Origin of the sequence: Pseudoalteromonas sp. T1lg122, from assembly GCF_002964825.1 — a bacterium.
Taxonomy (GTDB): domain Bacteria; phylum Pseudomonadota; class Gammaproteobacteria; order Enterobacterales; family Alteromonadaceae; genus Pseudoalteromonas; species Pseudoalteromonas gelatinilytica.
Genome location: NZ_PQCG01000031.1, coordinates 258,732 through 273,102, shown reverse-complemented (window position 1 = coordinate 273,102; position 14,371 = coordinate 258,732). Strand labels below are relative to the sequence as shown.

Below are 14,371 nucleotides of genomic sequence, written 5' to 3'. Positions count from 1 at the left end.
CCAATAACCGTACTAGAATGATTATCAAAGAATTATTTAGCAGGGACCTGCATGTCATATTTATCATTATCTAACACTAGTTTAGTCGCGATTGCTATTAGTTTCGCTGTAATTTGCGTCACCATAGTACTGCTACGTATTCTAACGCAAATTAAAGCAAAACAAGCGCTTAAAGAAGAGCTTGCGCAACATGATAATTTTGCCATGGGGATCAGCTTTGCTAGCGAAATCCTGGTGGTCATTACCACCATCGCCTATATTTTTGATGAAATCAGCTTAAGCGCCGCACAGTCTAATCCACTCAAAGTACTTTTACTCATTGTACTTTTGTTTACCTTTATTAAAGTCGGTCATTTAATTCACCGTAAATGGATTTTGCATCGCTTTAACGAAGAAGCAGCCATACTCAAGCAAAATGTGTGTGCCGCTTTGGTCGATTCAGGTATGTTAATCGCGAACTGCATAATTTCTTTAGGTCTTTATAACTGGTGTCATACCCAAGGCTACAGTAGCTTACTTATCGCCACGGTGAGCTTCTTTGTACTGCAAGGGATGTTTGCCCTTGATAGTAAAATTCGTGAGTATCGTTTTGCAAAAGCCAACCAAGGCGCATCACTGCAAAGTAATTTTAATCTCGAAAATACTTCTATTGGGATTCGCTATGCAGGTAAGTCTATTGGCCTAGCACTTGCGGGCTATGCTGGTCTTGCCAGTGCATCATTTATTAGTGGTAAGATGGTAGAAAATTTATTCACTCTCGTATCTCATTGCGGGGCGATGTGGGTATTGCTGTATGTTTTGAGCTACATTATTAAATATATCTCGCTACCTAATATAGACACATCCTTAGAAGTAGATCACCAAGATAACATTGGTATAGCTTGTATTGAGTTTGCCGTTTTCGGTGCAATAGGCTATTTACTAATAAGTATGTTTTCAATTTGATACGGAAGTATTTGAATCGTGAGGCATTATGCCCTTTAAAGTTAATAATTATTTATTAGTTGATATAGATGATGAGTTTAGCCGCGCATTTGCTCAGCACTACTTTGCAAATGCCGAAAATTCGACTCTAGTTGTGGCTGGCGCTAATAGCCGCCACATGGTTAAACTCATGTTCGATCAACTCGTTAAAGATTATTGCTATTGCGATTTTAGTAACGAAATTAGCGTTTCAGAGCTCGCCAGTTATCTACACGAACATCATGATATTCAAGGTGTGCTGATCAATCAGACCGACTATCAACTGGCGAATGATGCACAAAAGTTCATTTATAATTCGCTACACAAAATACGTTACTTAGTACAACAAGATGGGCATAGCTTTAGTTTTATTCCCTGCCCTGATCCTGCTCATATTAATCACCTTTCGTGTCAATCTGAAATTGCTGAAACCACCGCTCATGCTTTAACTGCCAAAGACGAATTTAAATAACAAATAAATAATTGCACCTAAGCCGCTGTATACTTACCATATTGCTAAAATTATTGATAAGTGACAGCCATGCGAGTTCCTCATATTTACCAACCTTCAGCGATTTCTTTAAACACCCCGGTAGCACTTGATGATGATGCCGCAGGCCATGTTGGCCGAGTATTGCGTATGCAAGTCGGTGATAAAGTTTCCATTTTTAATGGTGAAGGAGGTGAATACCTCAGTGAAATTATTGAAGTAAGCAAAAAAAATGTGTTGGTTGAGCCACAAGAATTTATTGATCATGATGTGGAATCACCGTTAAAAATTCACTTAGGACAAGGTATATCACGCGGCGATAAAATGGATTTTACAATTCAGAAGTCAGTCGAGCTTGGTATCACTGAAATCACACCTATTTTTAGTCAGCGCTGTGGTGTCAAACTAAGCGGTGATCGATTACAGAAAAAACACCAACAATGGCAAAAAATTGCGATTGCAGCTGCAGAGCAATCAGGCCGTAACTTTGTGCCTGTTGTGCACCCACCTATCGATATAAAAGAGTGGCTAGAGCAAGCAAGTGATGCGATTAAGCTTACTCTGCATCCACGCGCTGAGCACAGCATTAAAACGATTCAAGTACCCAGCGAAGGCGTGCGCTTTTTAGTCGGTCCTGAAGGTGGCTTTACCGATGAAGAAATTGACATAGCTAAACAGCAACACTTTGTTGATATTCGCTTAGGGCCACGTGTTCTGCGAACAGAAACAGCCGCTCTTACAGTATTGAGTGCATTGCAATTGCAGTTTGGCGATTTAGCGAATTGAAAACCGTAAAAACACCCATATATCAAAGTAACAAAACACAGTATGGCATACGACTCTAAGGCAAAAACATGGCAATTAAGTTAGGCATAATCTCTGATCCAATTAGTGGCTTTAATATTAAAAAAGACACTGGTTTTGCAATGATGATGGAAGCACAAAAACGCGGCTACGAAATTTACTACATGGAAATGGATGACCTGTCTCTGCGTCAAGGTCAAAGCTATGCAACAGCTGCCAAAGCCCGTGTATTTGATGATGTAAATCACTGGTATGAATTAGAAGAAAAAGCCACCATTGCTTTAGCTGATTTAGACGTTATTTTAATGCGTAAAGATCCGCCTTTCGATACTGAGTATATCTACGCAACCTACATTTTAGAGCGAGCTGAGCAAGCAGGCACACTGGTAATCAATAAGCCACAGAGCTTACGTGATGCGAACGAAAAACTATTTACCGCTTGGTTTAGTGAACATACACCCGATACTTTGGTAACGCGCAGCCAAGCAGACATTCGTGCATTTTTAGCTGAGCATAAAGATATTATCTTAAAGCCGCTTGATGGTATGGGTGGAGCATCAATTTTCCGCATTAAAGAAGACGACGCAAATATCGGTGTGATCTGCGAAACATTAACCGAGCATGGTAGCCGCTTTGCGATGGCACAAAACTATATTCCTGAAATCAAACAAGGCGATAAACGCGTACTTGTGGTTGATGGTGAAGTAATGCCGTATTGCCTAGCGCGTATCCCACAAAATGGCGAAACACGCGGTAACTTAGCAGCAGGTGGTCGTGGTGAAGCACGCCCAATTAGCGATTCAGACCGTAAAATTGCAGAGGCTGTTGCACCAACCCTTAAAGAAAAAGGCCTGATTTTTGTTGGCCTAGATATCATTGGTGACCGCTTAACTGAAATCAATGTGACTGCACCAACCTGCGTAAAAGAAATTGAAGCGGCATACGACATTTCAATCACTGGCCACTTATTTGATGCCATTGAAAGAAAACTGAGCCATACTTAATTTAAACAGTAAAAGGGGCGACTTATGCAGTCATTAGAGAATCATTTCTTAATCGCAATGCCGAGCATGCAAGACCCTTTTTTTAAACGTGCAGTCACTTATATTTGTGAGCACAATCAAGATGGTGCGATGGGCTTGGTGATCAACCAGCCTATCAACATCACTGTGGGCGAGCTACTCGATAAAATCGAAATTGATAACGACAAAAGCAAGCAAGCAGCGGGCTTTGCTGTGTATGCTGGCGGACCTGTAAAAACCGATCGTGGGTTTGTATTGCATTCGCCTAAGCCAGGTTATGCGTCAAGCCAAAAACTCAGCAGTGACATCATGATCACCACCTCAAAAGATGTGTTAGCAAGCCTAACCACTAATGAGGCACCAGATCAGTTTATTATCACACTGGGCTATGCTGGTTGGGATCAAGGTCAATTAGAGCAAGAGCTGTTAGAGAATTCGTGGTTAATTATTAAAGCAGACCCTGAGATCATCTTTAACACTCCCGTTGAAAAACGCTGGGAAAAAGCAGTCTCTATGCTGGGCTTTGATGTTAGCCAATTAAGCTCTGAAGCAGGCCACGCCTAACTTTATATATTTTTAAGACTATGACAAAACGTACTTTTAAGCCGCTCGGTGAACGCACCGTTATGGGCTTTGACTTTGGCACCAAAAGCATTGGTATTGCCATTGGTCAAGAACTCACAGGAACGGCTTCAAGCTTACACGCAGTGAAAGCGAAAGATGGTATTCCTGATTGGCAGCTGATTAAAAAGCAAGTTGACGAGTGGCAACCAGATTTAATGGTGGTTGGCTTACCGCTCAATATGGATGGCACCAATCAAGAAGTCACTTTCAAAGCCAAAAAATTCGCTAATCGCTTACACAATCACTTTGGTATCCCGGTTGAAACACAAGATGAGCGTTTGACGACTGCTGATGCCAAAGCTCGTTTATTCGAACAAGGTGGTTATCGAAACCTTGGCAAAGGTAACGTTGATAACATGTCTGCAGTAATCATTTTAGAAAGTTTCTTTGAGCAGTTTTATGGTGACTAACGGGCTTTGTTAATCACAGTATTGCTGTTTAAATCTGGAATAAAGCCTGCCTCTCGGTAGGCTTTTTCAATTGCGCCTGTTTTACGTAGTTGCGAAAGCCCCTTTTGAATTGCAGCAAAAGCCGCTTTGCCATCGGGGTGACTCTTCGAAATAATAAAATGACGGCTATCATTGAGCTGGAGTACAAGGTTTGGCACTGCAACCAGTTCAATATTTTCTAAACTATAACGGTTATTGAGACTCGGCATCAGGGGCATCATCATAAAATCAACCCACTGCATCGATACAGTGCGGACTTGCCCAAGCCACTCATCTTCTCTGAGCAGTTCTTTTAGTGGCAGATCCGATAACGTTTGCCAATCGGTTTGCCAGCGTGGTGTTGACACCGCAGTTAATTGTTTAAAGTCGGCAAGCTGTTTTACTTTAAGCACTTTTTTGTTGTTCGGCGAAGTAAATATGCCCGCAAAATACTCACCATTTCTAATGACAGGATCTGAGATATATACTGACTCTGCAAGCTGCTTTGCATCAACAGACCAAACACTATCGAAGCTTAATAGTAATTGGCCATCCTCTAACAACTTGGTATTACGATAATTAACATTCCCTTTGTGGTAGCGAAATGGCTTAGTAAAACCACCTAAACTCAACGCTTGTTGAGCGATGATCATATCAACGACGTCGCGGCGAATGTAAGCACCACTAAAGTCTTTAACTTCAATGGGCTTACGACCATTCAAAAAGCGACTGTAATCGTCATAAACATCATCGCGAATAAAAATAACCACGCTTTTATTGTCATTACCGTATACGTGAAACGTACTCAATAATAAAAATAACCAGCCGATTAAATTTACTCGCAGCAGCATTTATATATCACTCTTACCATCAAGGCCATCGATAGTCACACCTTGTAAGAAACCAGCACCACTTTGTTCATTGTTTTGCAGCTTAATCATTAGGCGTAAGTCATTTGGCGAGTCAGCATGGTGCAGCGCATCAGCGTAGTTAATACGACGCTGTTTATAAAGCTCAAATAACGCTTGGTCAAAGGTTTGCATGCCCATTTCTTTCGATTTAGCCATGGTTTCTTTGATAGAGCCGATATCGCCACGCTTGATGAGCTCTGCCACCATCGGTGAATTTAGTAGAATTTCGATAGCAGCGACACGCCCTTCCCCATCAGCAGTTGGCACCAACTGCTGCGCAACAATGGCGCGAAGGTTCAGTGCAAGGTCGTACTTTAACTTATCGTGCTTTTCTTTAGGTACTAAGTGCATGATACGGTCAATGGCTTGGTTGGCATTATTCGCATGCAGTGTTGCCACACACAAGTGACCGGTTTCAGCAAAGCTAAGTGCGTATTCCATGGTCTCTTGTGAACGGATCTCACCAATTAAGATCACATCAGGTGCTTGACGCAGTGAACTTTTCAGGGCTGATTCAAAGCTTTCTGTATCTAAACCAACCTCGCGTTGAGTGATGATACTTTTACGATGTTCGTGGACAAACTCGATAGGATCTTCAATGGTAAGAATATGACCACGTTGATTGCGATTACGATAACCCAAAAGCGCTGCTAATGACGTAGATTTACCTGTGCCTGTACCACCCACAAACAGCACTAAACCACGTTTTGCCATGATCACATCGGTTAATGTTGATGGCAAACCAAGTTCATTCACATCAGGAATTTGCGTAACGATACGGCGAATAACCATACCGGCTCTATCACGTTGCCAAAAGGCTGAAACACGGAAACGGCCTTCATCGGTTGCAATCGCAAAGTTACATTCTTTAGTGTCATGAAACTCTTTGCGCTGTTTATCGTTCATTGCAGACTCAACTAAAGCGAGTGAATCTTCATCAGAGAGTTTTTCATCACTTAAAGGCAACAGTTCGCCGTTTACTTTTGCACTGACAGGAAGCTGGCTCGAAACAAACAAGTCTGAGCCTTTTTTGTCGATCATGACTTGTAAAAAATGATTTAAAGGTAAAGACATTTTAAATAGCTCCGTTAACCACCAAACTGGGTTTTATCTTGCGCTTTAGCTCGTGCATCATTGGTTGTAATAATGCCGTAGTTAACTAAGTTTGCTAAACATTGATCCATGGTCTGCATACCATGCGATGCACCGGTTTGAATTGATGAATACATTTGTGCAATTTTATCTTCACGGATCAGATTTCGGATAGCCGGCACACCAATCATAATTTCGTGTGCTGCAACTCGCCCACCACCTACTTTTTTAAGTAAGGTTTGCGAGATTACAGCGCGTAATGATTCAGATAACATTGAACGTACCATGTCTTTTTCTTCACCTGGGAATACGTCAATGATACGGTCAATGGTTTTTGGTGCTGATGTGGTATGCAAGGTACCAAACACCAAGTGGCCTGTTTCTGCTGCGGTCATCGCAAGACGGATTGTTTCAAGGTCACGAAGCTCACCCACTAAGATAACATCCGGGTCTTCACGAAGTGCGCTTCGAAGTGCATTGGAGAAACTATGCGTGTCACGATGAACTTCACGTTGGTTAATAAGGCTCAGCTTATTATCGTGCACGAATTCGATTGGATCTTCGATAGTTAAAATATGGTGATGTTTAGTTTGATTAATATAATCAACCATCGCCGCTAAGGTCGTTGATTTACCCGACCCCGTAGGGCCTGTAACCAACACTAAACCACGTGGGTTGTCGGCAATGGTTTTAAAAATATCTGGGGCACCTAAATCATCCAGTGTTAATACATCGCTTGGGATAGTACGAAACACCGCAGCCGGGCCACGGTTTGAGTTAAATGCGTTAACACGGAAACGCGCAAGGTTTGGTACTTCAAATGAAAAATCCACTTCAAGATTTTGTTCGTAGTCCTTACGCTGATTATCGTTCATAATATCGTATACCAGACTATTTACATCTTTTTGTTCTAATGCTGGAATATTAATACGACGCACATCACCATCAACACGTATCATAGGTGATACGCCCGATGACAAGTGTAAATCCGAGGCTTTGTGTTGCACACTAAAGGCCAATAATTCGGTAATATCCATTTATGACTCCACAACCAACTGATAATTATATGGTTACAATAGCAGAACGACTTACATCCGCCTACGCAAGAATTGCTCAAGCTGCAAAAAATAATCATCGCGATGAGCAATCAATCAGCCTATTGGCTGTTTCAAAAACAAAACCTGCAGACGATGTGATTGCCGCCTATACGCATGGTCAACGCCAGTTTGGCGAATCATACGTTCAAGAAGCAGTCACAAAGGTCACAGCATTGGCTGATTACACAGACATTATTTGGCACTTTATTGGCCCTATTCAATCAAATAAAAGTGCACAAGTAGCCACACATTTCGATTGGGTACAAAGTGTTGACCGCACAAAAATTGCAAAACGTCTTAATGAGCAACGACCAGCCGACAAAGCCCCGCTCAATGTATTAATTCAAGTTAATATTAGTTTAGAAGAGGCGAAGTCAGGCTGCCACCCAGACGAGCTAATGGCATTGGCCGAATTCGTCAATCAATGCCCTAATTTGTGCCTGCGTGGTGTGATGGCGATTCCTGCCAAAACCGACGATGCCCAGCTACAATTACAATATTTTGAGCAATTAAGCGCTTGCTTTGATAAACTAAAGGCCCAATATCCCCAAGTAGACACCTTGTCGATGGGTATGAGTAACGATGTTGAAGCGGCGATTGCAGCTGGTTCAACCATGGTACGCATTGGCACGGATATATTTGGCCAACGAAATTAAAAGGTGATAACAGACATATGTCAGACAAAAAAATCGCATTTATAGGCACGGGTAACATGAGCTACGCCATCATTGGCGGCATGGTAAAGAACGGTTTTGCAGCTAAAAACATCATTGCAACCAATCGCAACCAAGACAAATTAGCTAAGGTTGCTGCTGATTTCGGGGTGCAAACTACCGCGGATAACAACGCGGCACTTCGCGATGCAGATGTGATTGTCTTATCTGTTAAACCACAAATGATGGGCGAGCTTTGTCAATCATTCCAAGATTCTGGCGTTGATTTTAGCAACAAACTATTTATTTCAGTGGCTGCCGGTCTTACCGTTAAACGATTACGTGAAATGCTAGGCCAAGATGTAAAAATGGTACGTTGCATGCCAAATACCCCTTCACTACTCGGTCGCGGTGTTTCTGGCCTTTATGGCGCGGGTGAAACCGCTGAAGAACACGAGTTTGTGCAACAAGTTTTTGAGTGTACAGGCATTGTTGTGTGGGTTGAGCAAGAGTCACAAATCAACGATATCATTGCTGTAACAGGCTCATCACCTGCTTACTTCTTCTTATTTATGGAAGCTATTGAAGAAAAAGCCAAAGCACTTGGTTTTAGCGATGAAGATGCACGCCGTTTAGTACAACAAACCGCACTGGGTGCAGCCGAAATGGCGCTGTCGCAACAAGACATCAGTATTTCTCAGCTACGTGCAAACGTAACCTCTAAAGGGGGTACAACTCACGAAGCGGTAGAACATCTGAAATCACAAGGTTTAGTCGGTACTGTTGCAGATGCAATGGATGCCTGTATTGCTCGCGCTGAAGCGATGGAAAAAGAACTTTAAGCTTACTTTTTGAAGGTAAAACTATGCAAGCCATGCACTTTTTAGTTGGGATTATTTTTGATCTCTTTTTAATGGTGGTCCTTTTACGCTTTTGGTTACAAGCGGCAAAAGCTGACTTTTACAATCCTATGAGCCAGTTTGTGGTGAAAGCCACTTCGTTCGCAGTGAACCCTCTACGTAAAATCATCCCTGGAGTGGGTGGCTTTGATATTGCTTCATTAGTGCTTGCTTATTTAGTTGCTGTAGCAAAACTCAGTGTTATTTTTCTGATGTTTTATAATGCTTGGGCGCCGGGTCCTGTATTCATTCAAGCATTTATGACAGTGATCAAAGAAGGTTTAAACTTATTATTTTGGGTATTAATTATTCGTGCTTTACTTAGTTGGGTAAGCCAAGGCTACAACCCAATTGAAGCTGTATTCCACCAGCTAACTGAGCCAATGTTACGCCCAATTCGTAAGGTTATTCCGCCACTCGGTGGTCTGGACTTATCAATCTTAGTGTTGATTATTGGTCTACAGTTTTTACAAATTCTATTAATGGATTTTATTGGCTAAGCGTTTAACGTGAAGCAGTAAGGGGCCGAAAGGCCTCTTTTGTTAAGTGAGATATACCATGAAGCAATTTATTTATTTTTCTTTGATTTTATTAAGTTTATTTACAAGCTATACCAAAGCAGATGAACAAGCAGGCGCTCAGTACAAGGTACTTGGCCCTTGGGAAGTTCACTACATTGCATTTCCATCGACCTTCATTCAGCCAAATATCGCCAAAAACTACGACTTAGACCGTAGCCCTAATAAAGGGATTATCAATATTTCGGTATTAAAAAATAGCGACAAATCAGCACAAACAGCTAGCTTAACAGGCACAGCTCGTAACCTGCTTGGCAATAAAAAACAGCTTACATTTAAAGAAGTTGTTGAAGGTGATGCAATTTATTACCTTGCACAAATCGATTACAGCAACGAAGAAATTTACCGTTTTGATATCGAAATTAATCAAAATGGCCAAGTACAGACGCTGAAATTTCAGCAAAAATTTTACGTAGATTAATAGACCTATGAACAACACCTTGGTTTTAGCCACGGGTAATCCTGGCAAAGTAAAAGAGCTGGCAAGTATGCTTAGCCCGCTTAATATTAACGTGGTTCCACAAAGCGATTTTCAAGTGCCTGACGTGCCAGAAACAGGCACCACATTTGTTGAAAACGCGATTATTAAAGCGCGTCATGCAGCAAAGATCACGGGCATGCCTGCGATTGCCGATGACTCTGGTCTTGAAGTAGACGGCCTAAATGGTGCGCCGGGAGTCTACTCTGCACGCTTTGCCGGAGCGGATGCTAGCGATCAAGATAATATCGATAAGTTATTAAAAGAGCTTGCTGATAACCCTGTTCGCAGTGCGCGTTTTTGGTGTGTGTTAGTATTAATGCGCCACGCCGAGGACCCAACACCGCTTATTTGTAGTGCCAGTTGGGAAGGCGAAATCACCCACAGCCAAGATGGTCAGGGTGGTTTTGGTTATGATCCGGTGTTTTATGTGCCGTCTGAGCAATGTACTAGCGCTCAGTTAACTAAAGAGCAAAAAAATGCCCTTAGCCATCGCGGCCAAGCTTTAAAACAACTACTTGCGCAATTGCAGCAAAAAGGCGGCCTGTGAGTTTACCGCCTTTAAGTTTATATGTGCACGTGCCTTGGTGCGTGCAAAAGTGCCCATACTGTGACTTTAATAGCCATGGCCAAAAAGGCACGATCCCCGAAAAAGAATACGTTCAGCATCTTATTGATGATCTCAAGGCCGATTTACACTTAGTACAAGGGCGTAAAATCCACAGCATCTTTATTGGTGGCGGTACCCCGAGCTTATTAACCGGTGACGCTTATACTCGCCTACTTGGCGAAGTCGACAGATTAATTGGCTTAAGCGATGACTGTGAAATTACCTTAGAGGCAAACCCAGGCACCGTCGAAACTGGTCGCTTTAAAGAATATGTTGCCGCTGGCATTAATCGTATTTCGATTGGTGTGCAAAGCATGCAAAACGACAAGCTAAAAGCCCTTGGCCGCATTCATGGTGCTGATGAAGCAAGCTACGCTGCTAGCAAGCGCATCAAGCGGGACTAAACAGTTTTAACCTTGATTTAATGCATGGCTTACCCGGACAATCTCTTGAAGATGCCTTGGGTGACCTTGAAAAAATCATTGCCCTTAATCCTCCCCATATCTCTTGGTATCAGCTAACGATTGAGCCAAATACGCAATTTGCTTCAAAGCCACCGACTTTACCTCATGATGACATCCTTTGGGATATTCAAGAACAAGGTCAAGCTTTACTAGCCGCAGCAGGTTATGAGCAATACGAGATTTCAGGCTACGCCAAGCCCGGCTACCAATGCCGTCATAACTTGAATTATTGGCGATTTGGCGATTATCTCGGTATCGGCTGTGGTGCTCATGGTAAAATTACTGATGAAAATAAAGTCATCACCCGCACCGTGAAAGTTAAGCACCCGCGGGGTTATATGGACCTTGCCAAACCTTATTTATACGAACAATGGCAAGTAACCGAAGACGATTTAGCCTTTGAATTCTTTATGAATCGCTTTCGCTTAGTCGAACCTTGTCCGAAAGCAGATTTACCTTTGCTTACAAGTTTGTCACTGCAAAGTCAGGAACAAGCCTTGACCGAAGCAATTACAAAAGGCTTACTAATTGATGACAAAGATAACTGGCAGGTAAGCCAAAAAGGCCATCGTTTTTTGAATGACCTGCTAGAATTATTCGTTTAATAATTATATTTCTAACAACAACAAAGGAATTAAAATGCGTAAATTGACCTTCATCGCTGCGGCGGTAAGCGTTGCATTACTTGGTGGCTGCCAACAAATGCAAGAGCAACCAACGCCTGCGCCAAGCGTACAAAGCCAACCTGTTCAAAGTGAAATCGATAAAGCAAATGCTTTCTTCGAAGATACTTTTAACCGTGACGTAATGAAAAGCCCTGTCTACCAAACATACATGGGTATCAAAAAAGATTACGATAAATGGGATGATGGTAGCGAAGAGCGCGTTTTAGCTGACTTTGAACAAACTAAAGCTGACTTAGTTGCATTGAATGCAATTAATCGTGATTTATTAGATGACGCAACAAAAGTAAGCTACGACCTTAAAAAACAAGACTTAGAAAACGAAATTGCTGATTTCAAATGGCGTCATTACAACTACCCTGTGAACCAAATGTTTGGGGTTCACTCGATGATCCCTGCGTTTTTAATCAACCAACATCAGATTGCTGATGTATCTGATGCAAAAGCGTATATCTCGCGTTTAAATGGTGTACCAGCGGTCATTGATCAATTAATCACTGATTTAGAAGTACGTGCAGATGAAGGTATCATCGCGCCTAAGTTTGTATTCCCACATGTTATTGATTCAAGCAAAAACATCTTACGCGGCGCACCGTTTAATGATGGTGAAGATTCAACATTACTTGCTGACTTTAAACGTAAAGTTAACGCTCTAGAGATTGCAGATAGCGAAAAATCAGCACTTATCAGCGATGCTGAAAAAGCCCTAAAAGCGGCTCTTAAACCTTCTTACACTAAGCTAATTAACTTTTTAGCTCAGTTAGAAAAACGCGCAGATGACCGTGACGGTGCTTGGAAATTCCCTGACGGTGAAGCGTTCTATAACAATGCGCTAGCACGTACCACAACAACTGATTTAACAGCGAAAGAAATTCACTCTATCGGGTTAGCTGAAGTTGCGCGTATTCACGACGAAATGCGTGCAATCAAAGACAAAGTTGGCTTTAAAGGTGACCTTAAAGCATTCATGCAATTCATGAAAACTGATAAGCAGTTCTACTACCCGAATACCGCTGAAGGTAAACAACGTTACCTTGATGAAGCAACGGCCCTTATCGATAACATGAAATCTCGCCTAGATGAGTTATTCATTGTTAAGCCAAAAGCTGACCTTAAAGTTAAAGCTGTAGAAGCATTCCGCGAAAAAGCAGCAGGTAAAGCGTTCTACCAACAACCTGCGCCAGATGGTTCTCGCCCAGGTATTTATTACGCAAACCTATACGATATGGAAGCAATGCCAACATACCAAATGGAAGCACTTGCATACCACGAAGGTATTCCAGGTCACCACATGCAAATTGCTATCGCGCAAGAACTTGAAGGCGTGCCTAAGTTCCGTAAGTTTGGTGGCTACACAGCGTATGTTGAAGGCTGGGGTTTATACTCTGAGCTAGTACCAAAAGAAATGGGCTTATACGAAGACCCTTATTCAGACTTTGGTCGTCTTTCAATGGAATTGTGGCGTGCATGTCGCTTAGTTGTAGATACCGGTATCCACGCTATGAAGTGGACGCGTCAACAAGGTATCGACTACTACGTAAATAACACACCTAACGCAACCTCTGATGGCGTTAAAATGGTTGAGCGTCACATTGTAATGCCTTCACAAGCAACGGCATACAAAGTAGGTATGTTGAAAATTTTAGAGCTTCGTGAAGCGGCTAAAGAAAAACTAGGTGATAAATTCGATATTCGTGAATTCCACGACGTCGTACTTAAAAATGGTGCTGTACCATTAAACGTACTTGAGAAGTTTGTTGACCAATGGGTTGCTAAGAAACAAGCAGCTTAAACAATAAAGACTTGAAAAAGGCCGCTCAGCGGCCTTTTTTATTTATTTAAACAAGTAGTTGAGCTATAAATGTATAAATAATAAAAAACGAGTATTTTCATGCAAAGCGCTATAGAGCAATTGAACAGCCGACTTCAGCATCACCAATTAAAAGAACTCATTGCCGATTACCAAAGTGTTTCGGGGGTTTTGCAAGCGGCACAATTACAACACATCTATCAATTAGCGTGCAGTAGTGAAGTAAAATACTTGTTTTTACAAAATGTTGCAGCGCATTTACTCGAAGCTAGCCCGCTGCCAAGTGAAGCGGTTGCCTTGATTGATGATATCGATAAGCTAAGCTTTTTTACTCCAGGGCTTAAGTTTCAAAATGCCTTTTGTATTACCGACAACCAAGGTAACACCCTACTACATCATTTATTTACGCAGTGCCAAGCAGATAAACTTCCCTTTAATTACTTGCGTTCGTTAATGTTATTTGAAAGCAACGAAAGCTTAGGTGTTGCGTTAAAAACATTAAATAAGCAGCAGCTCTCTCCAATTGGTTGTTTTATAGCACTAAACAGCACGACTCAAATGCTAGCCAAACATGAATTCTCTGCGTTATTAGCCATGATGGAAGTCGACCAAAGTCACAGCCCTAGTGCAGTCAGCGCCTTGGTAAATACCCTTAAGCAATTCTATGGTACCAATCAACCAACGAATGCCGACAGCAAAGTGCTGCTTTGCGCGGCCTATTTGCAAGTGCCAACGGCACAGTTATTAAACGCGCTTAATCAATAA

16 protein-coding genes and 1 pseudogene are annotated in these 14,371 nt (G+C 42.0%); 14 read left to right on the top strand and 3 right to left on the bottom strand.

Translation table 11 applies throughout. The features are described 5' to 3' along the window. Nucleotides 1-51 precede the first annotated feature (51 nt). From C2M33_RS12075 to ruvX, 6 genes are all read left to right on the top strand, one after another. Nucleotides 52-945: a DUF350 domain-containing protein gene (locus C2M33_RS12075; protein WP_063702105.1), complete on the top strand. Its 894-nt coding sequence runs from the start codon at nt 52-54 to the stop codon at nt 943-945. A gap of 28 nt (nt 946-973) precedes the next feature. Further along, the gene (locus C2M33_RS12070) at nt 974-1,435 is read left to right on the top strand and encodes a hypothetical protein (protein ID WP_105174532.1); all 462 of its coding nucleotides are present in this window, start codon (nt 974-976) and stop codon (nt 1,433-1,435) included. A 69-nt stretch (nt 1,436-1,504) separates the two neighbouring features. Then, entirely contained in the window at nt 1,505-2,239 is a 735-nt protein-coding gene (gene rsmE / locus C2M33_RS12065) for a 16S rRNA (uracil(1498)-N(3))-methyltransferase (protein WP_105174531.1), read from the top strand. A gap of 68 nt (nt 2,240-2,307) precedes the next feature. Beyond that, nucleotides 2,308-3,261, top strand: a complete 954-nt coding sequence (gshB, locus tag C2M33_RS12060; RefSeq protein ID WP_063702098.1) for a glutathione synthase — start codon at nt 2,308-2,310, stop codon at nt 3,259-3,261. A gap of 24 nt (nt 3,262-3,285) precedes the next feature. Beyond that, the gene (locus C2M33_RS12055) at nt 3,286-3,843 is read left to right on the top strand and encodes a YqgE/AlgH family protein (RefSeq protein WP_063702096.1); all 558 of its coding nucleotides are present in this window, start codon (nt 3,286-3,288) and stop codon (nt 3,841-3,843) included. 20 nt (nt 3,844-3,863) lie between these two features. Beyond that, nucleotides 3,864-4,313, top strand: a complete 450-nt coding sequence (gene ruvX, locus C2M33_RS12050) for a Holliday junction resolvase RuvX (RefSeq protein WP_063702093.1) — start codon at nt 3,864-3,866, stop codon at nt 4,311-4,313. Here ruvX and C2M33_RS12045 read toward each other — a convergent pair. Genes C2M33_RS12045 through C2M33_RS12035 form a run of 3 tightly spaced genes read right to left on the bottom strand, consistent with a single transcriptional unit; the run spans nt 4,310 to nt 7,371 of the window. Next, nucleotides 4,310-5,182, bottom strand: a complete 873-nt coding sequence (locus C2M33_RS12045) for a hypothetical protein (RefSeq protein ID WP_233999183.1) — start codon at nt 5,180-5,182, stop codon at nt 4,310-4,312. The genes ruvX and C2M33_RS12045 overlap by 4 nt on opposite strands. After that, a complete protein-coding gene (locus C2M33_RS12040) occupies nt 5,183-6,316 on the bottom strand; it encodes a PilT/PilU family type 4a pilus ATPase (protein ID WP_063702090.1) in 1,134 nt (377 codons plus the stop codon). It abuts the gene before it with no gap. Between the two features lie 14 nt (nt 6,317-6,330). Continuing rightward, nucleotides 6,331-7,371 carry a type IV pilus twitching motility protein PilT gene (locus C2M33_RS12035; protein ID WP_063702088.1) on the bottom strand — a complete coding sequence of 347 codons (1,041 nt, stop codon included), beginning with the start codon at nt 7,369-7,371 and terminating at the stop codon, nt 6,331-6,333. A 2-nt stretch (nt 7,372-7,373) separates the two neighbouring features. Between C2M33_RS12035 and C2M33_RS12030 the strand changes: the two genes are divergently transcribed. From C2M33_RS12030 to C2M33_RS11995, 8 genes and pseudogenes are all read left to right on the top strand, one after another. Further along, a complete protein-coding gene (locus C2M33_RS12030) occupies nt 7,374-8,087 on the top strand; it encodes a YggS family pyridoxal phosphate-dependent enzyme (RefSeq protein WP_063702086.1) in 714 nt (237 codons plus the stop codon). 17 nt (nt 8,088-8,104) lie between these two features. After that, nucleotides 8,105-8,926 carry a pyrroline-5-carboxylate reductase gene (gene proC / locus C2M33_RS12025; protein ID WP_063702084.1) on the top strand — a complete coding sequence of 274 codons (822 nt, stop codon included), beginning with the start codon at nt 8,105-8,107 and terminating at the stop codon, nt 8,924-8,926. 23 nt (nt 8,927-8,949) lie between these two features. Next, entirely contained in the window at nt 8,950-9,483 is a 534-nt protein-coding gene (locus tag C2M33_RS12020) for a YggT family protein (protein WP_063702082.1), read from the top strand. Between the two features lie 58 nt (nt 9,484-9,541). After that, nucleotides 9,542-9,982, top strand: coding sequence for a DUF4426 domain-containing protein (locus tag C2M33_RS12015; protein ID WP_105174530.1), 441 nt, complete (start codon nt 9,542-9,544; stop codon nt 9,980-9,982). Nucleotides 9,983-9,989: 7 nt separating this feature from the next. Continuing rightward, nucleotides 9,990-10,589: an XTP/dITP diphosphatase gene (locus C2M33_RS12010; protein ID WP_105174529.1), complete on the top strand. Its 600-nt coding sequence runs from the start codon at nt 9,990-9,992 to the stop codon at nt 10,587-10,589. Further along, a pseudogene (hemW, locus tag C2M33_RS12005) lies at nt 10,586-11,718 on the top strand (radical SAM family heme chaperone HemW). The gene C2M33_RS12010 and the pseudogene hemW overlap by 4 nt, the downstream one beginning before the upstream one ends. A gap of 34 nt (nt 11,719-11,752) precedes the next feature. Beyond that, nucleotides 11,753-13,588, top strand: a complete 1,836-nt coding sequence (locus C2M33_RS12000) for a DUF885 domain-containing protein (protein ID WP_105174528.1) — start codon at nt 11,753-11,755, stop codon at nt 13,586-13,588. Nucleotides 13,589-13,687: 99 nt separating this feature from the next. Further along, nucleotides 13,688-14,371 carry a hypothetical protein gene (locus tag C2M33_RS11995; protein ID WP_105174527.1) on the top strand — a complete coding sequence of 228 codons (684 nt, stop codon included), beginning with the start codon at nt 13,688-13,690 and terminating at the stop codon, nt 14,369-14,371.